Genomic DNA, 22,927 nt, shown 5'->3' with positions numbered 1-22,927 from the left:
TTACCCTTCGTGAGGTGGGCTTCCGTGAGGGCTGGTGTGGCTTTGTGTGGTGTAACATATTGAATAAGAAGCGTAATCTTTAATGGGATGATAGGCTATGGTTTCTGATGCGACGCCGGAAGTAGGTACATGATCCGTGACGGCATTCGGTAAACTCGTCCGCACCACGGCGTTCCGGCTGACGCTGGTCTACCTGCTGCTGTTTGCGATTTTCGCAGCATCGCTGCTTGGCTATTTCGCCTGGAACACGCGCCGGCTGATCACCGAAGAGATCACGCAGACGGTGAATGCCGAGACCTCGGAGTTCAACGAGATCTACGGCCGTCGCGGTCTGTTCTTCGTCGCGCGTGCAATCGAGTACCGGTCGTTGCGGCCGGGCGCCAATCTCTACCTCCTGACCTCGCCCACCGGCCAGGCGATCGCCGGCAATGTCGGCTCGTTGGCGCCGGGTGTGATGGCGACCATCGGCTGGTCCGAGACCGCTTACCGGCGGATCGAGGATGCGGATGACCGCGACCATCGCGCGCTCGTGCGCGTCACCGTATTGGAAAATGGCTTCCGCCTTTTGATCGGCCGCGACCTCGCCGAGCGGCGGCGCTTGTTCGGCATCGTCGCCAAGGCCGCGCAATGGTCGATCCTCATCGTCGTTGTGCTCGGACTTGGCGGTGGCGTCTTCGTCGCGCGCAGGGTGCTAAGGCGCATCGATGCGATGTCCGGCACCGCGCATCGCATCATGATCGGCGATCTCAGCGAGCGGCTGCCGGTCGGGCGCAGCGGCGATGAGCTCGACCGTCTCGCCGAGAACCTCAACGCCATGCTGGAGCGGATCGAGGCGCTGATGTCGGGGCTGAAGGAGGTCTCCGACAACATCGCACACGACCTCAAGACGCCGCTGACGCGCCTGCGCAACCGCGCCGAGGAGGCGCTGGCGAAATCGGGCTGCGAGGCCGATTACCGCGCGGCGCTGGAGCGGACCATCGAGGAATCCGACGGGCTGATCCGCACCTTCAACGCGCTGCTGATGATCGCGCGCGCGGAGTCCGGACAGGCGCGCGGCAACATGGATGATTTCGATGCCGCCGAGGTCGCGGGCGGCATCCACGAGCTCTACGAGCCGCTCGCCGAAGATGACGGCATGATCCTGAAGGTCAAGACCGAGGCGACGCCCATTCACGGCAATCGCGAATTGATCAGCCAGGCGCTCGCCAATCTGGTCGAGAATGCGATCAAATACGGCAAGCCGGTCGCACAGACGGGTGGAACCGTGGTCAGCATGGACAGCAGGCAGATCACGATCGAGGCGAAGCGCGGGGGCGATCAGGTGATGCTCAGCGTCACCGATCGCGGTCCCGGCATTCCCGAGGCCGATCGCAAGCATGCCATCGAACGATTCGTACGGTTGGAAGCCAGCCGCACGCTGCCGGGCTCAGGCCTCGGCCTCAGCCTCGCCTCGGCGGTTGCTACATTGCATGGTGGCGAATTGCGGCTGGGCGATGCCCAGCCCGGTCTTGTCGCCACGCTGGTGCTGCCGGCGCGCGCCGGGGCAGGCGACAGGGTTGCTCCGCCAATACCGGATGTGCCACAGAAGGTGGCATGAACCACTCCGCGCCGGGAAACGCGGACAAGCATGGTGAGAGCCTGGCCACGCGCTTCGCGGAGGCTCCCCATATTGCCGCTTCCGCCATCGACGAACGACGTTTTGAAAGCTGGCTGGCCGAGCTCGAGCCGGCACAGTCGGCGCGACTCGAGGCGCTGCTGATCCATCCCTGTGTGCGGGAAATCCTGGCCGGAATCGCGGAATTCTCGCCCTATTTGTTCGAGCTCGTGCGCGCCGATGCGTCGCGCCTGGCCCGGCTGCTCGAATGCGATCCGGATCGGCATCTGACGGCGCTGATCGCGGAGGCGAGGGAGGCGGTTCTCGCGGCCACCGACGAGGCCGAGGTGATGCGTCTGCTTCGGCGCATGAAGGCGGAGACCGCGCTCCTGACCGCGTTGTGCGACATCGGCGGCGTCTGGCCGGTGATGCGGGTGACAGCAGCGCTGACCGATGTCGCAGTGTCCTCGGTGCAGGCGGCGCTCCAGTACCAGCTGCGGCAGGAAGCCGCACGTGGGAAGATCCTGCCACCCAATCCTGAGGCGCCCGAAGAAGGCTGCGGCCTGATTGTGCTCGCAATGGGCAAGATGGGCGCGGGCGAGCTCAATTATTCCAGCGACATCGATCTCATCGTGTTCTTCGATCCCGATGCGACGACACTCGCGCCCGATATCGAACCACAGCCGTTCTTCGTCCGCGTGACGCAGGGCCTGGCGCGTGTCCTCCAGCAGCGTACCTATGACGGCTACGTCTTCCGGGTCGATCTGCGCCTGCGTCCGGATCCGTCCTCGACGCAAGTGGCGATCTCGCGAGATGCCGCGCTGAACTATTATGAGCGGGAAGGGCGCACTTGGGAGCGCGCCGCGATGATCAAGGCGCGCGCCTGCGCCGGCGATGCCAAAGCGGGCGAGGCGCTGCTCGCCGAAATCGCGCCCTTCGTCTGGCGCAAGCATCTCGATTTTGCCGCGCTCGCCGACGTGCACGACATGAAGCGGCAGATGCAGACCTATCGCGGCCAGAGCGAGATCGCGGTCGAGGGCCACAACGTCAAGGTCGGCCGGGGCGGCATCCGCGAAATCGAATTCTTCGCTCAGACCCAGCAGCTGATCGCGGGCGGCCGCCATCCGGAATTGCGGGTACGGCCGACGCTCGCCGCACTCGACATCCTCGCTTCCAGCAACTGGATCACGTCTGCGGCGCGCGACGAACTGACCACGGCGTATGAGTTCCTGCGCCGGGTCGAGCACCGCCTTCAGATGATCGCCGACGAGCAGACCCATGCGCTGCCGGAAGACAAGGAGGCGGTCGAACGCTTCGCCTGGTTCTTCGGCTATGACAGCCGCGAGACGTTTGCGCGCGACCTGCTGCGCCAGCTCGAGATCGTCCAGGGCCATTACGAAAAGCTGTTCGAGGGCGACGATCCGACCGGCACGGCAAGCCTGCCTGCGATCGACTATCGCGCCGGTCCCGACGATCCGCGCCTGCTTCAGCACCTGACGACGCTCGGCTTCAAGAAGCCCGCCGCCGTGGCGCAGACTGTCCGCGACTGGCTGACGGGCGACTACCGCGTGTTCCGCAACGAGCAGACGCGGAACGCCTTCGTCGAGTTCGTGCCGGCCCTGATCGACGGCCTCGCGCGCGCCGAGGAGCCGGATCGCGCGGTCGTGGCGTTCGACCAATTCCTTGGGGCGCTCCAGCGCGGCGGCCGGCTGATCACGCTGCTCGGCCAGAACCGCGATCTCGTTGCGCTCGTTGCGCTCGTGCTTGGCGCGGCGCCCCGGCTTGGCGAGATGCTGGCGCGGCAGCCGCAGCTGATGGATGGTTTGATCGATCCGCGCTTCTTCGGCGCCATGCCCGACAGGCAGGAATTGTCGGCGCGGCTTGCGGTCACGGTGCAGGACGCGGGCTCCTACGAGGAGTTTCTGGACCGCCTGCGCCTGTTCGGGCAGGAGAGCCTGTTCCTGATCGGCACGCGCATCCTCTCGGGCACCGTCTCCGCCCAGCAGGCGAGCACGGCCTTTGCCGACGTCGCCGAAGGCATCGTTCACACCGTTCACGGCCTCGTCGCCGATCGCTTCGTCGCCCAGCACGGCCGGATCAAGGACCAGGAGACCGCGATCATCGCGATGGGCCGGCTCGGCAGCCGTGAGATGACGGCGTCCTCCGATCTCGATCTGATCCTGCTCTACGATTTCGACGGCGACAATCCGGACTCCGACGGTCAGAAATCGCTCCAGGGCGCGCATTACTTCGCCCGCTTCACCCAGCGCCTGATCAGTGCCTTCACGACCCGCACCAATTACGGCGTGCTCTACGAGATCGACATGCGGCTGCGGCCGTCGGGGCGCGCCGGTCCAGTGGCATCGAGCCTCGTCTCCTTCGCGGACTACCAGGCCGTTGAGGCCTGGACCTGGGAGCACATGGCGTTGACCCGTGCGCGCGTGGTGTCGGCATCGCCCGAATTCGCGGCGCGGATCCAACGCGTCATCCGCGAGGTCCTGACCCGCCGCCGCGACACGGCGATCATCGCCAACGACGTCGCCGATATGCGCCGTGCGATCGCGCAGGAGAAGGGCGAGACCGATTACTGGGACCTGAAATACGCCTCCGGCGGCATGGTCGACATCGATTTCATCGCACAATATCTCCAGCTCGTTCATGCCCATGACAAGCCCGATATTCTCGACGTCAGCACGATGCAGGTGCTGGAGAATGCCGCGAGACTCGGCGTGCTTCCGCCGTCACAGGCGGAGATTCTGCGCGCGGCGGCGCGGCTCTATCACGACCTGACGCAAATCCTGCGGCTCTGCGTCAGCGAACGCTTCAAGCCGGAAACGGCGGGCACCGACCTTCAGCGCGTCATGGCGCGCGCCGGCGACGCACCGGATTTCTCGTCGCTGGAGGCGCGGGTGAAGGAGACGCAGGCCGAGGTGAGGAGAGTATTTCAGGGGATCGTAGCCGGGAGCATTTCGTAGGCGACAGCTTGCATGTGCTGGTTATCGCCATGCAACAGCAAATCGACGCGTCCGCTGCTGCGGCGTCTCAGGGGCCGTTTTTTGCTTCGACATTGAGGCTCAAGGGATGGTCGGCGGAGGATGCGCCGATGGATATCTTGTAAATTCCCGGGTCGACGACCCAGGCATTGGCCCGCTCGCTGAAGTTCGAGAACGCGCGCTGGTCGAGGATGAAGGTGACGACCTTGGTTTCTCCTGGCGCGAGGTCGACTTTGTCGAGGGCACGAAGCAGGGCCGTTGGCTCCGCCGAGGCCTCGGGATAGGTGACGTAGAGTTGGGGAACGGTTGCGCCTTTGACCCGGCTCGTATTCGTGACCTTGACGCTGACGGAAACGCCCGGGCTTCCCTTGAAGGTCGCATCCTTCCCGGGAGCGCCAATCCTGAAATCGGCGCGGTCGCCAACGATGTCGCTGAAAGCAAACGTCGAATAGGACAGGCCATAGCCGAAGGGAAACAGTGGTCGCGGGGCATTCGCGCCGTTGAAATAGCGATATCCGCTTTCGAGACCTTCGCGATAGACCGTCACACGATCGACACCGGGAAATTGCGTCCTGTCCGCCGTCGGCAGGTTCTCGTCCCTGACCGGAAAGGTGACCGGCAGCCGGCCGCTCGGATTGACGTCGCCGAACAGGACTGCGGCCAGGGCTGCAGCGCCTCTGGTTCCGCCATACCAGGCTTCCACGACCGCCGGCGCGCGTTCCAGCCAGGGCATGGTGACGGCGCTTCCCGTCGCCAGCACCACGATCGTGCGCCGATTGGCGCGAAGCACGGCTTCGATGAGACGGTCCTGGTCATTCGGAAGGCTGAGAGTTGGGCGGTCAAGCTCCTCCGATTCCAGATCCCTGGCAAAGACGATCGCGACATCTGCTGCCGACGCGGCACGGGCAGCATCGGCGATGTCGGCATCGATCGATTGTGCGGGAGGACGCCAGCCGACTTTGAGATTGCCGGCGCCCGCATAGCGAACCTCGATATCATGCGGCCCGGCGGTCAGGTCGAGGCCTCCCTCAGCGGCGGCCTCTTCCTTGTCCTTGGACAGGACGCGTACCCCGTCAATCGAAAGCGTGACGGTCCCGTCGGCCACCGCATCGAATTGATGGCGGCCGGGCACATCGGCCGCCAGTTTCGCGCGCCAGACTGCCGAGGCCGTCCCTTTCGGGGCTGCCTGTGACGTGGTGACCGTGGATGAAAACTGGCTGCCCTGGCTCACGCACAGACAGCTGTCGATGCGGGACTCGATCGTCTTTCCGTCGCGGTCGTAATAGGTGGCTTGCGCTCCCCTCGTCGCATCGTCCAACGTCCGCAACGCAGCTGAGGGCAGTTGAGGGAAACCTCTCGCGGCCGCAATGCCGTAAATCGGATCGACGCCGGCTTTGAAGACGATCTGCGCATTGGCGATCCGCGTCTTGATGGCATCAAGAAAGCTCGTCTTTCCCGCGGGAGATGAATTCGTCGGCCCGCCATGAATGCGTAGATCCGTGGCAGCCGCGCCGATAATTGCGATCGAGCGCAATGACGGATCCAGCGGCAGGATGCCGTTGTCATTCTTCAGCAAGACGATCGACTGCGCCGCGATGTCCTGCGCCTGTCGCCCGCTTTCGGCGAGGTCGGCTCCGACGCGCTGCGGCGGGTCGTCGAAGATCCCATATCTGATCATCGATGCGATGATCCGCACGACGGCCGCATCGACGTCTCGTTCCGGAAAATCCCCCTTGGTGACCGCAGCGATCAAATCCTTGCCGTAATGCTTCTCGGACCGGAATTCCTGATCGACACCGAGCGACAGTGACCGCAACGAATGTTCGGCGCCGGCATCGGTGCGGACGATCCCGTCAAATCCCAACCGCTTGCGCAGCACATCCTGAAGCAGGTCCGCGTTGTTGCAGGCGGGCACGCTATTGATTTTGGTGTACGCGCACATGACCATCGCGACGTTGGCTTCCTGAACCGCGTCCTGAAACGGGAAGAGGTAAAGCTCCTCGAGAACTTTGCGCGACAGCCGCGCGTCGGTCGTTCTGCGATCCTGCTCGACGGTATTGACTGCGAAGTGCTTGGCGTCCGCCATCACGGCATTTTCCTGGACGCCCAGCACGTATTGCGTACCGATGGCGCTTGTCAGCCACGGATCCTCGCCGAACGTCTCATGGGCGCGGCCGTGCCGCGGGTCTCTCTGAACATCGATGTTGGGACCGTGGATGACGCCGTATCCCAGTGCCCTGGTCTCACGCCCCAATATGCGTCCATAAGATCGCGCGGCATCGCGCGAGAACGTGGCCGCCAGCGCGACGGAAGCGGGCAGTTGCGTGACGTCGTTGCTGCCTTGCCAAATGCCCGCGGGAGAATCGCCCTGGACCATGTCCGGGATTCCGAGGCGCGGGATTCCCTTGACGTAGACCTGCCATTTTTGGCCTCCGACTTCACGCGTCCCGTAGCCGTAGAGCAGCCCGGATTTCTCCTCCAGGGTCATCTGCCTGACCAGCAGTTGCGCGCGCTCGCCGGCGGTCCGGCTGCGATCGAGCCATGGCCGGTCGTCCGCAAGCGCCATGCCACCGGTCCAGTTCAGTCCGAGCGCGAGCCACGTCGCAGCCGTCAGGCGTAGAACGATCGGACGAAGGCGGGTGTTCCCTGACATGAAAATCTCTCCTCCTGGCGGGCACCAAAGGATAGGATTTTCAGCCGAAAGACCATAGCCATGATTGCCCGGCGGGCGCGGCCCGCGACGCGCCGGACCTCTCCTCACCGGAAGGCGCGGGCGACGGAGGCGCAGAACGAGCTGCGACGCCTGCTCAGCGCGCTTCTGGAAGGGACGTCGTCAGCTTGAGCGAGGTGAGAGCCTCGAGCACGTTCGGCTCGAGTCCGGTGCCACCCGCATCGAGATGCGCGAAGATCGCGCGCTTCATCCGCGGATCCCAGAACTTCCTGATATGGTCGGCGATCCCCGGCACGGCCTTGTCGTGGCCCTGGCTGCGGAAGAACGTGCCGATCTGGTTGGCCATGTAAACGAGGCGGTCAGGCGACGACATCGATGATCTCCTGGGCACGAAGAGCCGTGATGCGGCCCTGGTGCGTGAACACTTCAAACCCGTCGCTGCGGGCAATTGCAATCAGCGTGATGCCGGCCGCAGCGGCGGTGCGGACCGCAAGCGCAGTGGGTGCGGAGACCGCGACCAGCACGGGCGCGCCGATGGCGGCCGTCTTCTGTACCATCTCGACCGAGACGCGGCTCGTCAGCAGCACCACGCCGGCGCTTGCGTCCGTGCGGCTGCGCGCCAGCGCGCCGGCGAGCTTGTCGAGGGCATTATGACGGCCGACGTCTTCGCGCAAGGCGGCAGTGCCGCTCGATGGCGACCAGAAGGCCGCGGCGTGGACCGCCCGGGTCTGCATGTTGATCGATTGAAGGGGAGCGATCGCCTGCATCGCCGTCATGATCTGCTGCGGCGTGAAGGCCTGTCCCTGCGGCACGATAGAAGCGGGCCGCACGGCTTCGGCAATGGAATCGACGCCGCAGATGCCGCAGCCGGTGGGGCCTGCAATGTGGCGCCGCCGTTCGCTGATGCGCGCGGCATCCTCTGACGCCAACCATATGCGCAGTTCGATGCCGTCATCGAGGCGGACCACATCGAGCGACTTGATGTCGTCGACGGATGTGATGATGCCTTCGTCCAGGCTGAAGCCGACCGCAAAATCTTCCAGGTTCTGCGGCGTCCCCATCATGACGGCGTAGGTGCCGCCATTGTAGGTCAGCGCCAGCGGTGTCTCCTCGGGGATCAGCCGCGCGCCCTCCGACGCGACACCGTCGCGCCAGATTTCGCGGTCGATCGCCTGGACCGGCACGTGCATGCGGCTACTCCGCGGCCTCGGCTGGCGCGATGCGGCGGGAGTGCCGCGCCTGCTCGTCGTAGCTCTTCTGCCAGTCGGACGGACCGTTCGAGGGCGAGATCTGCACCGCCGTGACCTTGTATTCCGGACAATTGGTCGCCCAGTCCGAATAGTCGGTCGTGATGACGTTGGCCTGCGTGTCCGGATGGTGGAAGGTGGTGTAGACGACGCCCGGCGACACGCGATCGGTGATCTCTGCGCGGAGCGTGGTCTCGCCGGCGCGGCTCGCCAGCCGCACCCAGTCGCCGTCGCGCACGCCGCGCTGCTCGGCGTCATGCGGATGGATCTCCAGCCGGTCCTCGGCATGCCAGACCACGTTCTCGGTGCGTCTTGTCTGCGCGCCGACATTGTACTGGCTGAGGATGCGGCCCGTGGTGAGCAGCAGCGGGAAGCGCGGACCAGTGCGTTCGTCGGTCGCGACATATTCGGTGACGATAAACTTGCCCTTGCCGCGGACGAAGCCGCCGATATGCATCACCGGCGTGCCCTCCGGCGCCCTCTCGTTGCAGGGCCACTGCACCGAGCCGAGCTCGTCCAGCTTGGCGTAGGAGACGCCGGAGAAGGTCGGCGTCAGTGCCGCGATCTCGTCCATGATTTCGGACGGATGGCTGTAGTTCATTTCGAAGCCCATCGCCTTGGCGAGCGCAATCGTGACTTCCCAGTCCGCCATGCCGTTCTTCGGCGACATCACCTTGCGGACGCGCTGGATGCGGCGTTCGGCATTGGTGAAGGTGCCGTCCTTCTCGAGGAAGCTCGAGCCGGGGAGGAAGACGTGGGCGTAGTTCGCGGTCTCGTTCAGGAAGAGGTCGTGGACGATGACGCACTCCATCGCCGACAGTGCCGACACCACATGCTTGGTGTTGGGATCGGACTGCAGGATGTCTTCGCCCTGCACATAGAGCCCCATGAACGTGCCTTCGATCGCGGCGTCGAACATGTTGGGAATGCGCAGACCCGGCTCCGGGTTGAGCTTGACGTTCCACAGCGCCTCGAACTGGTCGCGCACGGCATCGCCCGAGATGTGACGGTAGCCCGGCAGTTCGTGCGGGAACGAGCCCATGTCGCAGGAGCCTTGCACGTTGTTCTGGCCGCGCAGCGGGTTCACGCCGACGCCGGGACGGCCGATATTGCCGGTCGCCATCGCGAGGTTGGCAATCGCGATCACCGTGGTCGAACCCTGGCTGTGCTCGGTGACGCCGAGCCCGTAATAGATCGCGCCGTTACCGCCGGTGGCGTAGATCCGGGCCGCTTCGCGCAACGTCTTCGGATCGACACCGGTGAGGATGGCGGTTGCTTCCGGGCTGTGCTTGGGCTGGGCGACGAATGTCGCCCATTCCTCGAACTCGCTCCAGTCGCAGCGCTCGCGCACGAAGGCTTCGTTGACGAGCCCCTCGGTGACGATGACATGCGCCAGCGCCGTCACGACGGCAACGTTGGTGCCCGGCATCAACGGCAGGTGCAGCGCCTTCACATGCGGCGATTCCACCATCTCGGTGCGACGCGGATCGATCACGATCAGCTTGGCGCCCTGGCGCAGCCGCTTCTTCAGGCGCGATGCGAACACCGGGTGAGCCGAGGCCGGATTGGCGCCGATGATCATGGCGACATCGGTCTCCTCGACCGAGTCGAAATCCTGCGTGCCGGCGGAGGTCCCGAAGGTGACCGAAAGGCCGTAACCGGTCGGGGAGTGGCAGACGCGGGCGCAGGTGTCGACATTGTTGTTGCCGAAGCCGGCGCGGATCAGCTTCTGCACCAGATAAGTTTCTTCATTGGTACAGCGGGACGAGGTGATGCCGCCGATGGCGTCGCGGCCGTATTTCTTCTGGATGCCACGCATCTTGGCCGCGGCGAACGAGAACGCTTCGTCCCAGGACACTTCCTTCCAGGGATCCTCGATCCGTTCACGGATCATCGGATTGAGGATACGCTCCTTGTGGTTGGTATAACCCCAGGCGAAGCGGCCCTTGACGCAGGAATGGCCGCGATTGGCCTTGCCGTCCTTGTAGGGCACCATACGGACGACTTCCTCGCCGCGCATCTCGGCCTTGAAGGTGCAGCCGACGCCGCAATAGGCGCAGGTGGTGACGACGGAGTGCTCGGGCTGGCCGATCTCGATGACGGACTTCTCCGTCAGCGTCGCGGTCGGGCAAGCCTGCACGCAGGCGCCGCAGGATACGCATTCGGAGCCGAGAAAACTCTCGCTCATGCCCGGCGAGACGCGGCTGTCGAAGCCACGGCCGGAGATCGTCAGTGCGAAGGTACCTTGCACCTCCTCGCAGGCGCGGACGCAGCGCGAGCAGACGATGCACTTGGAGGGATCGTAGGTGAAGTAGGGGTTGGACTCGTCCTTCGGCATCCAGGCGGCGTTGATCTCGCCATGGGACTTGCCAGGTGTCTTCGCGAAGACGTGGTTCTCGCCCTCATAGCCGTAGCGCACCTCGCGCAGGCCCACCGCGCCGGCCATGTCCTGCAATTCGCAATCGCCATTGGCGCCGCAGGTGAGGCAGTCGAGCGGGTGGTCGGAGATGTAGAGCTCCATCACGCCCTTGCGCAGCTGTTTCAGCCGCTCGCTCTGGGTGTGGACGACGAGGCCGTTCATGACCGGCGTGGTGCAGGAGGCCGGCGTGCCGGCGCGACCCTCGATCTCGACGACACAGAGGCGGCAGGAGCCGAATGCGTCGACCATGTCGGTCGCGCAAAGCTTTGGGATCTGATGGCCGGCGTCCATCGCGGCCCGCATGATCGAGGTGCCTTCGGGCACTGTAACCTGGTTGCCGTCAATGGTCAGCGTGACCATCGTTTCCGATTTGGAGCGTGGCGTGCCGAAGTCGATTTCTTCGATCAGAGACATTGTCGTTCTCCTATTCCGCGGCCTGAAGCGTGGTCGGGGCCGGGACAAAATCTTCCCGGAAGTGCTTCAATGCGCTGAGCACGGGGTAGGGCGTGAAGCCGCCGAGTGCGCAGAGCGAGCCGAATTTCATGGTGTTGCAGAGGTCTTCGACGAGGGCGAGGTTTTCGCTGACACGCTCGCCGTTGATGATCTTCTCGATGGTCTCGACGCCGCGGGTCGAGCCGATCCGGCAAGGGGTGCACTTGCCGCAGGATTCGACGGCGCAGAACTCCATGGCGAAGCGCGCCTGCTTGCGCATGTCGACGCTGTCGTCGAACACGACGATACCGCCATGTCCGATCAGGCCGTCGCGCGCCGCGAAGGCTTCGTAGTCGAACGGGGTATCGAACAGCGCGCGGGGGAAATAGGCGCCGAGCGGGCCGCCGACCTGCACGGCGCGAACCGGCCGGCCAGTGAACGTGCCGCCGCCGATGTCGTCGACGAGCTCGCCGAGCGTCACGCCGAACGCCGTTTCGAACAGTCCACCCCGGCGGATGTTGCCGGCGAGCTGGATCGGCATGGTGCCGCGCGAGCGGCCCATGCCGAAATCGGCGTAGGCTTTGGCGCCTTCGGCGAGGATGAAGGGGATGGCCGCAAACGACAGCACATTGTTGATGACGGTCGGCTTGCCGAACAGGCCGTGATGCGCCGGCAGCGGCGGCTTGGCGCGCACCAGGCCGCGGCGGCCCTCGAGGCTCTCCAGCAGCGAGGTTTCCTCGCCGCAGACATAAGCGCCGGCGCCGACGCGTACTTCCATATCGAAGCTGGTGGTCGAGCCGCCGATCTTGTCGCCGAGATAGCCGCCGCGCCGCGCCGCGACGATGGCAGCATTCATCGCCTCGACTGCATGCGGATATTCGCTGCGGATGTAGATATAGCCCTTGGTGGCGCCCACGGTGATGCCGGCGGTGGTCATGCCCTCGATGACCAGGAAGGGATCGCCTTCCATGATCATGCGGTCGGCGAAGGTGCCGCTATCGCCTTCGTCGGCATTGCAGACGATGAACTTGCGATCGGCCTTGGCTTGCGCCACCGTCTTCCACTTGATGCCGGTCGGAAAGCCGGCGCCGCCGCGGCCGCGCAGGCCCGATGCGGTGACTTCGCTGAGGATCGCATCCGAGCCGAGCGAGAGCGCGCGCTCCAGGCCCTTGTAGCCGCCATGGGCGCGATAGTCGTCGAGCGAGCGTGGATCGATCACGCCACAGCGGGCGAAGGTGAGGCGGGTCTGGCGCTTCAGCCAGGGCATTTCGTCTGCGATGCCGAGGCGCAGCTTGTGCGGTCCATTGCTTGCCATGGACTCGAACACAGAGGCGACGTCCTCCGGGCTGACCGGGCCATACGCGACCCGACCCTCGGGGGTCGCCACCTCGACCATCGGCTCCAGCCAGCAGAGCCCGCGCGAGCCGGTCCTGACGATCTCGACTGGCAGGCCACGCTTCGTCGCGACCTGCTCGAAGGCGACCGCGATGTCATCGGCGCCGACGGCAACCGCTGCCGCATCACGGGGAACGAAGATCCGCATGTTCATCGCTGCGCCTCCGCAACCAGCGCGTCGATACGCTTTTCGTCGAGTCGGCCGACGAGGCGGCCATCGAGCATCGCGGACGGCGCGGTCGCGCACAGCCCGAGGCAGTAAATCGGCTCCAGCGTGACGCGATCGTCCGCCGTCGTGTTGCCGAGCGAGACGCCAAGCTTCGCCTCGGCGCGCGCCGCCAGTGCATCGCCGCCCGCGGCCTGGCAGGCCTCCGCACGGCACAGCTTCAACACGTGGCGGCCGGCCGGCTCGTGGCGGAAGTCATGGTAGAAGGTGAAGACGCCGTGCACTTCGGCGCGCGACAGATTGAGCGCCTGCGCCACCATGGGAATCGCCGCCTCCGGCACATAGCCAAACGCCTCCTGGAGAGCGTGCAGAATGACCAGCGTCGCGCCTTCCTGGCTGGCATGTTCGGCGATGATTTCAGTGCCGCGCGTGTCGTCCCAAGGCTCGTAACAAGGCTCAAAAGCAGCTGTCATTCTTCATTCTCAAGTTGAGCGTCCCTTCCGCGCAAACTATTTGGAATCATTCGAAGATCAATAAAGCTGTCTCATGCTGCGATTGCGAATTCGGATCGATCTGGAAGCGCGATCGGTCGATACGAAATGGTAATGAAACTTGTATCGAGTGCCGGTTTTTGCGTGTTGGTGCAGCCTCAGCGTGATAGCTTGCATGCCACGACAGAATCCGAGGGGACGGCCGGTTGATCGACAAGCTTGAACTGCTGCTGGCGCTGGCCAAGGAGCGGCATTTTGGACGGGCGGCAGAAGCCTGCGGCGTCACCCAGCCGACCATGTCGACGGGGCTGAAGCAGCTCGAGGAGATTCTGGGTGTGATGCTGGTCCAGCGCGGGTCCCGATTTCAGGGCTTCACCCCCGAGGGCGAGCGGGCGCTGGACTGGGCGCGGCGGATCGTGGGCGATGCCCGCGCGATGCGCGACGAGATCAACGGGCTGAAGCATCAGCTCTCGGGGGAGATCCGCATCGCGGCGATCCCGACCGCGCTCGGCATGGTGGCATCGCTGACCACGCCGTACCGGGCTCGGCATCCCGAGGTGCGTTTCAGCATCCGCTCGACGACCTCGTCGGAGGTGCTGGGGCTGCTCGAAAATCTCGAGGTCGATGCGGGGCTGACCTATATCGAGAACGAGCCGATCGGCAAGGTGCGCACCATTCCGCTCTACAATGAGAGCTATCGCTTGCTCACCGCGCCCGATGGGATGTTCGGGGACCGCGAGACGGTGACCTGGAAGGAGGTCGGGCAGGTGCCGTTATGCCTGCTGACGCCCGATATGCAGAACCGCCGGATCATCGATCGCGCGCTGCGCTCGGTCGGCGCGGAGGCGACGCCGACGCTGACCTCGAACTCGCTGCTGGTGCTGTTCACCCACGTCAAGACGGGGCGATGGGCGAGCGTGATGCCGGCCAAGCTCGCCGAGACGCTCGGCCTGTCCGACAAGGTCCGTACGATCCCGATCACCGACCCCGAGGTCAATTACAGCATTGGCCTCGTGATCCCGCAGCGCGATCCCATGACGCCGCTGATCGCGGCGCTGGTCAATGTCGCGCGTGAAGTGGCGCCGACGCTGCAATCGTAAGGGGCAATGCGGGACGGCCCGAGCAAGCGCCTCGTCCTTCCTAAGCCGCGGCGGAAATCCCGGACGCCGCCTTGATGGCATCGCGCGGCAGCGTCACGCGGACGACGGTGCCGACTTCGAGCCTCGAGCGCAGCCGCATCGAGCCGCCGTGGAGCTGCGCCAGCGAGCGGGCGATCGCCAGCCCGAGCCCGGAGCCGTGATAGGTCTTGGTGAGCTGGCTTTCGACCTGCTCGAACGGACGCCCGAGCCGCGCCAGCGAGTGCGGCGCGATGCCGATGCCGGTGTCGGCGATCATCAGCACGATCCTGTCCTCGAGCTGCCGGCTGCGCACCACGATGCGTCCGCCGTCGGGCGTGAACTTCACCGCGTTGGACAGCAGGTTGACGACGATCTGCTTGGTGGCGCGGCGGTCGGCGACGACAGAGATCGATTTCTCGATGTCGGCATCGAGCGTCAGGTGCTTGTCCTGGGCGCGGCCGGAGACGACGCGCAAGGATTCAGCCAGCGTCCGCGACAGGTCGAGCTCTTCCATGTCGAGCTTCATGCGGCCGGCCTCGATCTTGGACATGTCGAGGATGTCGTTGATGACCTCGAGCAGATAATGGCCGCTGGTCAGGATGTCGTGGCAGTATTCCTGGTACTTCTCGCTGCCCAGCTCGCCGAACATGCCCGAGCCCATGATCTCGGAGAAGCCGATGATCGCGTTGAGCGGCGTGCGCAGCTCGTGGCTCATATTGGCGAGGAATTTCGACTTGGTCTGGTTGGCTTCCTCGGCCCGGGTCTTCTCGCGCTGGTACTTCTCGGCGAGGTCGGCGAGCTCGATGGTCTGGCGTTCCAGCGCCGCCTGCGAGCGCTTGAGGTCGATGACGGTGGCGCGCAGGCGCAGATCGTTGTCGACGAGCTTCTGCTCGTGCTCCTTGATGCGGGTGATGTCGGTGCCGACCGAGACGTAGCCGCCGTCCTTGGTCCGCCGCTCGCTGATGTGCAGCCAGCTGCCGTCGTCGAGCTGCGCTTCGAAGGTGCGCGCGCGCGGGCCCTGGACGCCGGTCTCGTTGTGGCGGGTGCGCACCTCCGGCATGCGGCCGACTTCCAGCACGGTCTCGTAGGAGGTGCCGGGGATCACGGCCGTGTCGGGCAGCTTGTGCAGGCGCTGGAAGTGCGAGTTGCAGAGCACCAGGCGGTCGCTGGCGTCCCACAGCACGAAGGCTTCCGGAATGGTCTCGATCGCGTCGCGTAGGCGAAGGTCGGCTTCCACGGTGCGCTCGGCAAGGCTCTTCTGCTCGGTGATGTCCACCGCAATGCCGATCAGGTGCATGCCGGAATCGCTGGCGCCGCGGGTCCGCTCGCAGCGGACGCGCAGCCAGATCCAGTGGCCGTCCACATGCTGCATGCGGAAGGTCTGGTCGATGTGGTCGATCTTCTCGGAGATGAGCTGATCGGCGATCGCGAACAGGTCGATGTCGTCGGACTTCACCAGCGCGTTGACCTCGCCGAAGGTGAGGAGCTCGTTGCGGCCGTCGAGGCCGAGCATCGAGAACATCGATTGCGACCAGAAGATCCGGCCGCGCGACAGGTCCCAGTCCCACAGGCCGCAGCGGCCGCGGTTGAGCGCGGTGTCGATCCGGCCGCGCACGGCGTCGTTGATGAGGTCGCCTTCGCGGGCGCGGGTCGACTGCCAGTGGAAGGCGAAGCCGAGGATCAGCACGACGAAGCCGGTGGTCGCCGACAGGGTCACCGAGAGCGCCGCGTCCGAACCCCAGATCGGCTCGTTGCGCTCCTGGATCACGGTCACGAGGCCGGGCAGCGACTTGATCGCCCGCGAGGTCGCCAGCGCCGCGTTGCCGTTCGGCAGCGTCATGCTGGAGACATCATTGTCGCGCGGCGGCGCGGCGAGCAGCTGCGCGGTGGTGATCGAGTCGAGCAGGCGATCGTTGCCGGCGGGATCGTTGTCGATCGGAATGCGGGCGAGGATGCGGCGGTCGATGCCGGCCGAGGTGACGACGACATGGCGGCCGGAGACCCTGGCCTTGGACGGGATCATGTCGGGCAGCAGCGTCGGCAGGTTCTCGATGTTCTTCAGCCGCTCCTGCCGAACCGAGGTGACGCGGTCGATGCGCTCGGCGAGCAGTTCGGCGAGCATCGAGATCTCGTTCTGGATCACCAGGCGCTTCTGGCGGGTCTGGTCGACGACCTGGACGAAGGCACCGAGGCAGATCGTGATAAGAAAGGCGATGATGAGCGTCGGCACGGCGCGTCGCAGCGCCGGCTCTGCAATCAAGAGCCGATGATAGGCAGGTTTCGCGATCGATTGCGCCAATCCCTTGATCGAATCGGATTGGACGCACGCGTTCGCGGCGTCTGCGCGCGCCATGCCTTCGGCCCCCTGAAACCTGCTTGCAACTGCGTTCGAAAGCAGCCCCACGTCGCTTTCGAATCACAGCGATTTGAATCCAGTTTGCGCAGGCTGTCGAGAGTCAACGAAACGTTAACGCGAAAAATTTCTTATCCAATGGAGAGTTTGCGCGCAGTGAGCCCGCAAAGTCACGTGCGTGATGAGTCCGAAACGAGAACGTGGGACTCGTGCGTTCAGCGTCACGCGCGCGGCGGCTCGGCGTGACTGATGACGCGCTTCACGCTCGGGAACGCGCGGCGGAGCCGGCGCTCGATCGCGTCGACATGCTCGTGCACCCTGATCACACTCATCGACGGCGTGGCGCGGCAATGGAAGTTGACGATCTCGCCGGCGTCGGTGTTGCGGACGCGCACGTTATGGATGTCGTGGATCTCGCCACCGGCGGCATATTCCGTCAGCGCCGCCGCAATGGCCTGCACCCGCTCCGGTGCCGCATCGACGCCGAACGGCAGTTCCGGTTCCAGCGGCTCGATATGGACGTCGACCTCGACGTCCTCGCCGAACTCTTCCTGGATGTTCCGCTCCAGCGTGTTGGCGACGTCATGGGCCGCCTCGAGCTGCATCTCGGCGTCGACCTCGAGGTCGATGCTGACGATCAGCTTGGCTCCGAGGTCATGCACCGTGACGTGGTGGATGGCGAGGCTCGAATTGCGCGCGATCACCATGATGCGGTCGCGCACGGTCTCATTGTTGCGCGCGACCGGGACCGGGGTGAAGGTGAGGTCAGCATCACCGAACGCCTTGTCGACGGCGGCCTGCGCCTTGCGCTTGATCTCCTCGACGCGGTCGATCGGATAGGTCCGCGGCACCTTTGCGATGGTGTCGATGAAGGTGGTTGCCCCGACCATGCGCACGCGCAGCCGCTCGACGTCGATCACGCCGGGCACGCTGCGGATCGCGGCCGTGGCCTTTTCCTGCGCTCCTTCCGGTGCGCGGTCGACCAGCGTCTGCACCGTCGATCCCGCCATGCGCAGACCGAGCAGGGCGATCATCACGGCGACCGCGGCGGCCGCCGCCGCGTCGCCCCACCAGAAGCCGAGGGCAGCCAGGACTAGGCCGATGATCACGGCAAATGAGCCCATGACGTCGGACGCAAAATGCAGCGCATCGGCTGCGAGCGCCTGGCTCCTTGTCTCGCGTGCAGCCCGATGCAGGGCGCGGGCGCGCCAGAGATTGACGGCGATGTCGGCCACCAGCACGACGAACGGCACGGCTGAGATGGTCGGCGGCGGAGTTCCCTCGCGCAGCCGGCTATAGGACTCGACCAGGATGCCGCCGGCCAGCACGTAGAGCAGCGCGGTGACGCCGAGCGCCGAAATGCTCTCGAGCTTGCCGTGGCCGTAATGATGCTCGTCGTCCGCCGGCTTGTCCGAGACCCGCACCACCGCCCAGGTGATGATGGTCGCCACCAGGTCGATCGAGGAATGGAGCGCCTCGGAGATCAGCGCCAGCGATCCGATCGCGATGCCGACCACGAATTTGGCCGCCGCCATGCCGCCGCTGGCGAGGATCGAGATTGCCGCGACCGAGGTCTTGTCGTGTTGTCCGCTCATGGCGGGGATTTAGCAGGGCGCTCGCGAACATCAAGCGATGATCCACAGAAGTCGTCGCAAGTGAGTTGCAGGAGCGAAGCTGTTGCGAATGCTTCCGAATTGAATGGTAGCTGATGCCGCTCGCTCCGTCATGCCCGGGCAGAAGCGCGAAGCGCGTCTTCGCGCTAGATGTCCCGGGCATCCACGTTCTTTGTGCCAGGCCGCCAAGACGTGGACAGCCGTGGGACAAGCCCGGCCATGACGAGCGGAGAAAGCTGCGCGTTACAGGTCGGGTCCCCTGCCGGCGCTACACCGTCACGACGATCTTCCCCAAATGCTTGTTCGCCTCCATGTGGTCGAACGCCTGGTCGATCTGGTCGAACGGATAGACCTTGTCGATCGGCAATTGCAGCTTGCGCGACTCCACCGCGCCCCAGATGTCCTTCCTGACCTCGTCGAAGATCGTGCGGACCTCGTCGATGGTGCGGGTGCGGAAGGTGACGCCGATGTAGCTGATGCGGCGGGCGGCATGCAGGTCGAAGTTGAAGTCGGCATGGGTGCCGCCGAGCCGGCCGACATTGACGATGCGGCCCAGGATCTTGGCCGCCGCGAGGTTCTGGTTGGCGACCTTGCCCGAGACCTGGTCGACGATGAGGTCGACGCCCTCGCCGCCGGTCGCCTTCAGCACCTCGTCGACCCATGTGGGATCGGAGGAATCGACCGCGAGGTCGGCGCCGTATTCCTTCAGCCGGCCGCGGCGATAGGCATCGGTCGAGGAGCCGATCACCAGTTTTGCGCCCTTGAGTTTGGCAATCTGCATCGCCATCAGGCCGACGCCGGAGCTTGCGCCCTGGATCAGCACGGCCTGCCCCGGCTGCACGCCGCCGACGGTGACGACGGCGTTGTGCATGGTCGCGAGCGCGACGGGGAGCGTGGCGGCCTCCTCGAAGTTCATGTTCGAGGGCGCGCGAAACAGCCGGCCGTGATCGGCGAGCGTATACTCCGCGAAGGCCGCGCCGCCCGATCCCATGATGCGATCGCCGACCTTGACGCCCTTCGCGTCCGGTCCGAGCTCGGCGACTTCGCCGGCCCATTCCATTCCGAGCACGGTGCCGACGCCGCCGGCGGCGCCGTGGGCGTGACCCCTGCGCATGCCGGTATCGGCGCGATTGAGTCCACAGGCGCGGACGCGCACCAGCACCTGAGTGCCCTTCGGCTTTGGTTGAGCGACGTCGGAAATCCGAGCGCCATCAGGACCGTAGACGTAAGCCTTCATGAATTGCTCTCGCTTCTTGAAGTGATTATTCAGCGGCTTGCGCGCTTGGCTGAGCGATCATGCCTTCGAGCCGGCTGCGAATGATGGCTTCCGCCTCACGCACGATCCGCGAGATCAGCTCGCCGCAGCTCGGGATGTCCTGGATCAGGCCCTGCACCTGACCGGCCGACCAGATGCCTTCGTCGGAATTGCCTGTCGCATAGACCATCTTGCCGCGGGCACCCGCAACGAGCTCGCGGATATCCTCGAACTTGGCGCCTTCCTTCTCCATGGCGACGACCTTGGTCGAGATCTCGTTCTTGGCGACGCGCGAGGTGTTGCGCATGGTGCGGAAGATCAGCTCGGTCTCGCGCTCATCATTGGCGACGATCTTCTCCTTGATGAGCTGGTGGATCGGGCTCTCCTTGGTCGCCATGAAGCGGGTGCCCATGTTGATGCCCTCGGCACCCAACGCGAGCGCCGCGACGAGGCCGCGGGCATCGGCAAAGCCGCCGGAGGCGATCATCGGGATCTTGACCTTGTTGGCGGCGGCCGGGATCAGGATCAGGCCGGGGGTGTCGTCCTCGCCGGGGTGGCCTGCGCATTCGAACCCGTCGATCGAAATGGCGTCGACACCCATCCGCTCGGCCGACAGCGCGTGGCGGACGCTGGTGCATTTGTGCACGACCTTGACGCTGTGCTTCCTGAACTCGTCGACATGCTCCTGCGGCTTGTTGCCGGCGGTCTCGACTACGGTGATGCCGGCTTCGATGATGGCGGCGCGGTATTCGGCGTAGGGCGGCGGCTTGATCGCCGGCAGGATGGTCAGGTTGACGCCGAACGGCCTGTCGGTGAGGTCGCGGCAGCGCGCGATCTCCTTGGTCAGGTCCTCCGGCGTCGGCTGCGTCAGCGCCGTGATGAAACCGAGCGCGCCGGCATTGGCGACCGCCGCGACCAACTCGGCCCGTCCGACCCATTGCATGCCGCCCTGGACGATCGGGTGCTGGACGCCGACGAGTTTTGTGAAGCGTGTCTGCAGCATGATGTTTCCCCCTGGGTGGCCCGCAGGCTCTGTTATCGATTGATGGCAGGAGGATGCCGCCCGGGTCAGGAAAAGTCTATTGCGCCGGCCTGCGGTGAGGGCGGGGCGTCATGCGGGGCGCGAGGGTGATTCCGCAGGGCGGATAATTGGGGTGACGCTTGCCACATCCACCGCAGTCGTCCTGGCGAAAGCCAGGACCGATAGCCACAGGGAGATATTGTCTTTGCGCGATGGTGGCCACGGCGCGCCTCGACAACGCCGACCGGGGTAATGGGTCCTGGCTTTCGCCAGGACGACGTTGGAGAGTTTGCCCCGCCGCGCTAGCAATGACGGCTGCGTTGCTACTCCGCCGACAGCCGCACCATCTGGCGGCCGCCGTTGATCTCTTTCAGGCTGTTGACGAAGTTTTCCGGGCGCTGCCAGCGATAGGGGACCTTCAGGCCCATGTACTCGGCGATATCGCCGATGAAGCCGGTGCAGTTGGTGGTCTCGGCGTTCCAGACCGGGGAGCTCGCCTGCAGTTTCTTGATGTAGGCGAAGACGCGCTTGGCGTCGGCTTCGTTCAGATAGACCCGGTAGCTCGCCGTCAGATATTCCGGATCGAGATCGCCGTAGCTGGCGCCGGTCTCGGACGGCACCCAGGTGAGGTGACCGAGCACGTAGCTCAAGGTGTCGCCCTTGGGCGTGAGGCCCGCGACCTCGACGGCGCGCTCGCTGGTCTTGCCGTACCAGACGAAGGCGTGGCCCCAACTCGCCGCGGTCCGCGCGCGGAAGTCGACGTAATAGGGACCCTTCTCCGCGCGCGCGGTGGAGCGCCGCGTGGCTTGCGGTGCGGCGTCGGTCGCAACAAGCGCACTGGCGTCGGCCATGCGCTTGTTCGTTTCGTGTTTCGTTTGTTGGGCCGAGGCCGAGGACATCAAGCATGCGAGCATGGTCGCAAGCGCGAGTCCTGCGAGGATGCAGGATCCCGATCGATTAGGTCTGTTCGTCACGTTGTGCCCCTCGACTGTCGGCCGCTTACGCAAATCCAGCGCGTAGTCTGTCGCGCCTCAGTAGCGCGCGGCGACCGGGCCCGGCGCCTTGCCGATCGGGGCCTTGCCAATCGGGCCCTTGCCAATCGGCATCTTGCCGATCGGGGCCTGCTCGGCCGGATAGACCGGCACGGGCTGGCGGCGCGGCAGATCCGCGGCGTTCGCAACCGTCACCAGAGCAAGCGTCGAACCCAGAACAATTACAAGTTTCTTCACAGTCATACCCCTAAGCAGGTTTGGTCCAAACACGGCTGAGCCGTGCCCCCAGACACGCCTTCCACAAGGGCGGCCGAATGCGACCACAGTGCGGCACCCCCGCGACATGTTGGCGGCATTGATCGGGCGCGCGCAGATGTGATGTGTGTCGGAATGTTTCGGCGTTCCGCACGCTCTTCAGCGGTCGGCGCTGAGCCGAAAATGCATCTCGATCTTTGCCTGTGAGCCTTCGCTCGCAACGCGCCACGGTGAAAAACCGGGCGTGGGATCCGGATCGGAGGGGAGATCAATCGACCAGCGCTGCGTCGGCACACCCGGCAGCGTCAGGCTGACGGCGCGGTGGCGCGTCTTGTACATCAGCGACGCCGTGGAGATGATCGCCTTGCGGTCACCGTCATGCGCACGCCAGTTCGGAGGCAGCATGGCGTTGGCATATCCCGAAGCTTCCTCGACCTCGATATGTACGTCCTCCTCGTTGTCCGGCAGGGTCATGCCGGCGGGCAGGCGAAACTCGACCTGGAGCGTCATGAAGCCGTGACTGAGATCGGGCGAGCGAATGAATTCGTACCATCCCCAATAACCAAGGATGGCCACGACAAGCAGAACGGTGACGGTAAAGGGGAAGGAGAGCTGCGTGGCGTGGGGAGGCGCGGCATCAGCGACTTCCGCGGGCGGCTGTGACGCCGCGTGCCGGACCAGGCCGAAGCGCAGAAACAGCCAGATGCCGGCGATCAGGCCGACCACGCCACCGATCGGGCCGATGTCGAAGAAGGCCCCCATGGCGATGCCGCCATCGCGGTCCGGCCCCGCCAGCATGACCACCAGTGCGGCCAATGCCGACCAGCCGGCAAGAGCGCCGAGCAGACCAGACAAGAAGCCGAGGATGAAGCGCATGGGCGATTGGTCGCGCGCAGGTCGATTTCGGTTCGA

Annotated in this window: 16 protein-coding genes; 3 read left to right on the top strand and 13 right to left on the bottom strand. The window is 65.2% G+C overall.

Annotated features, from left to right (window positions below; all coding sequences use genetic code 11):
- The first annotated feature begins 136 nt into the window (after positions 1-136).
- Positions 137-1,597 (top strand): sensor histidine kinase, encoded by a 1,461-nt coding sequence (locus ACWAT4_RS27390; RefSeq protein ID WP_212444122.1) that lies wholly within the window; start codon positions 137-139, stop codon positions 1,595-1,597.
- The gene (locus tag ACWAT4_RS27385; protein ID WP_449728546.1) at positions 1,594-4,569 is read left to right on the top strand and encodes a bifunctional [glutamine synthetase] adenylyltransferase/[glutamine synthetase]-adenylyl-L-tyrosine phosphorylase; all 2,976 of its coding nucleotides are present in this window, start codon (positions 1,594-1,596) and stop codon (positions 4,567-4,569) included. The genes ACWAT4_RS27390 and ACWAT4_RS27385 overlap by 4 nt, the downstream gene beginning before the upstream one ends.
- A gap of 67 nt (positions 4,570-4,636) precedes the next feature.
- On the opposite strand, the gene ACWAT4_RS27380 is transcribed toward ACWAT4_RS27385, so the two are convergent.
- From ACWAT4_RS27380 to ACWAT4_RS27355, 6 genes are all read right to left on the bottom strand, one after another.
- Complete coding sequence (locus ACWAT4_RS27380) at positions 4,637-7,240, bottom strand: beta-glucosidase (protein ID WP_449728545.1); 2,604 nt, start codon at positions 7,238-7,240, stop codon at positions 4,637-4,639.
- A 154-nt stretch (positions 7,241-7,394) separates the two neighbouring features.
- Entirely contained in the window at positions 7,395-7,631 is a 237-nt protein-coding gene (locus ACWAT4_RS27375) for a formate dehydrogenase subunit delta (protein ID WP_212300432.1), read from the bottom strand.
- Positions 7,618-8,448 (bottom strand): formate dehydrogenase accessory sulfurtransferase FdhD, encoded by an 831-nt coding sequence (gene fdhD / locus ACWAT4_RS27370; RefSeq protein ID WP_212300433.1) that lies wholly within the window; start codon positions 8,446-8,448, stop codon positions 7,618-7,620. Before fdhD ends, ACWAT4_RS27375 begins: the two co-directional genes overlap by 14 nt.
- 4 nt (positions 8,449-8,452) lie before the next feature.
- Entirely contained in the window at positions 8,453-11,338 is a 2,886-nt protein-coding gene (gene fdhF, locus ACWAT4_RS27365; RefSeq protein WP_449728544.1) for a formate dehydrogenase subunit alpha, read from the bottom strand.
- Between the two features lie 10 nt (positions 11,339-11,348).
- Positions 11,349-12,905 carry a formate dehydrogenase beta subunit gene (locus ACWAT4_RS27360; RefSeq protein ID WP_212300435.1) on the bottom strand — a complete coding sequence of 519 codons (1,557 nt, stop codon included), beginning with the start codon at positions 12,903-12,905 and terminating at the stop codon, positions 11,349-11,351.
- Complete coding sequence (locus ACWAT4_RS27355; protein WP_449728543.1) at positions 12,902-13,390, bottom strand: formate dehydrogenase subunit gamma; 489 nt, start codon at positions 13,388-13,390, stop codon at positions 12,902-12,904. The genes ACWAT4_RS27360 and ACWAT4_RS27355 overlap by 4 nt, the downstream gene beginning before the upstream one ends.
- Before the next feature lie 224 nt (positions 13,391-13,614).
- On the opposite strand from ACWAT4_RS27355, the gene ACWAT4_RS27350 reads away from it, so the two are divergent.
- The gene (locus ACWAT4_RS27350; RefSeq protein WP_212300437.1) at positions 13,615-14,508 is read left to right on the top strand and encodes a LysR family transcriptional regulator; all 894 of its coding nucleotides are present in this window, start codon (positions 13,615-13,617) and stop codon (positions 14,506-14,508) included.
- A 40-nt stretch (positions 14,509-14,548) separates the two neighbouring features.
- Here the strand turns inward: ACWAT4_RS27350 and ACWAT4_RS27345 are convergent, their stop codons facing one another.
- The 7 genes from ACWAT4_RS27345 to ACWAT4_RS27315 form a co-directional block, all read right to left on the bottom strand.
- Positions 14,549-16,879, bottom strand: a complete 2,331-nt coding sequence (locus ACWAT4_RS27345) for a PAS domain-containing sensor histidine kinase (protein ID WP_449728542.1) — start codon at positions 16,877-16,879, stop codon at positions 14,549-14,551.
- Between the two features lie 221 nt (positions 16,880-17,100).
- The gene (locus tag ACWAT4_RS27340) at positions 17,101-18,474 is read right to left on the bottom strand and encodes a cation-efflux pump (protein WP_449728541.1); all 1,374 of its coding nucleotides are present in this window, start codon (positions 18,472-18,474) and stop codon (positions 17,101-17,103) included.
- Positions 18,475-18,760: 286 nt separating this feature from the next.
- Positions 18,761-19,729, bottom strand: a complete 969-nt coding sequence (locus ACWAT4_RS27335) for a zinc-binding dehydrogenase (protein ID WP_449728540.1) — start codon at positions 19,727-19,729, stop codon at positions 18,761-18,763.
- Positions 19,730-19,754: 25 nt separating this feature from the next.
- A complete protein-coding gene (locus tag ACWAT4_RS27330) occupies positions 19,755-20,750 on the bottom strand; it encodes an NAD(P)H-dependent flavin oxidoreductase (protein WP_449728539.1) in 996 nt (331 codons plus the stop codon).
- A 341-nt stretch (positions 20,751-21,091) separates the two neighbouring features.
- On the bottom strand, positions 21,092-21,742 hold the full coding sequence (locus tag ACWAT4_RS27325) for a hypothetical protein (protein WP_212300442.1): 651 nt from the start codon (positions 21,740-21,742) through the stop codon (positions 21,092-21,094).
- A 57-nt stretch (positions 21,743-21,799) separates the two neighbouring features.
- Positions 21,800-22,003: a hypothetical protein gene (locus ACWAT4_RS27320; protein WP_212300443.1), complete on the bottom strand. Its 204-nt coding sequence runs from the start codon at positions 22,001-22,003 to the stop codon at positions 21,800-21,802.
- 171 nt (positions 22,004-22,174) lie between these two features.
- Positions 22,175-22,891, bottom strand: coding sequence for a hypothetical protein (locus ACWAT4_RS27315; protein WP_212300444.1), 717 nt, complete (start codon positions 22,889-22,891; stop codon positions 22,175-22,177).
- Positions 22,892-22,927: the final 36 nt, after the last annotated feature.

The sequence above is a fragment of the Bradyrhizobium sp. T-1 genome (assembly GCF_053592855.1).
Note: the sequence above shows the minus strand (reverse complement) of the source record. Positions and strands in the feature narration are given on the sequence as shown.

Coding starts and splice junctions, on each gene's coding strand:
- ACWAT4_RS27320 (WP_212300443.1), bottom strand. CDS start 22,003: ATGACTGTGAAGAAACTTGTAATTGTTCTGGGTTCGACGCTTGCTCTG.
- ACWAT4_RS27345 (WP_449728542.1), bottom strand. CDS start 16,879: ATGGCGCGCGCAGACGCCGCGAACGCGTGCGTCCAATCCGATTCGATC.
- ACWAT4_RS27355 (WP_449728543.1), bottom strand. CDS start 13,390: ATGACAGCTGCTTTTGAGCCTTGTTACGAGCCTTGGGACGACACGCGC.
- ACWAT4_RS27375 (WP_212300432.1), bottom strand. CDS start 7,631: ATGTCGTCGCCTGACCGCCTCGTTTACATGGCCAACCAGATCGGCACG.
- fdhF (WP_449728544.1), bottom strand. CDS start 11,338: ATGTCTCTGATCGAAGAAATCGACTTCGGCACGCCACGCTCCAAATCG.
- ACWAT4_RS27360 (WP_212300435.1), bottom strand. CDS start 12,905: ATGAACATGCGGATCTTCGTTCCCCGTGATGCGGCAGCGGTTGCCGTC.
- ACWAT4_RS27335 (WP_449728540.1), bottom strand. CDS start 19,729: ATGAAGGCTTACGTCTACGGTCCTGATGGCGCTCGGATTTCCGACGTC.
- ACWAT4_RS27380 (WP_449728545.1), bottom strand. CDS start 7,240: ATGTCAGGGAACACCCGCCTTCGTCCGATCGTTCTACGCCTGACGGCT.
- ACWAT4_RS27315 (WP_212300444.1), bottom strand. CDS start 22,891: ATGCGCTTCATCCTCGGCTTCTTGTCTGGTCTGCTCGGCGCTCTTGCC.
- ACWAT4_RS27385 (WP_449728546.1), top strand. CDS start 1,594: ATGAACCACTCCGCGCCGGGAAACGCGGACAAGCATGGTGAGAGCCTG.
- ACWAT4_RS27340 (WP_449728541.1), bottom strand. CDS start 18,474: ATGAGCGGACAACACGACAAGACCTCGGTCGCGGCAATCTCGATCCTC.
- ACWAT4_RS27330 (WP_449728539.1), bottom strand. CDS start 20,750: ATGCTGCAGACACGCTTCACAAAACTCGTCGGCGTCCAGCACCCGATC.
- fdhD (WP_212300433.1), bottom strand. CDS start 8,448: ATGCACGTGCCGGTCCAGGCGATCGACCGCGAAATCTGGCGCGACGGT.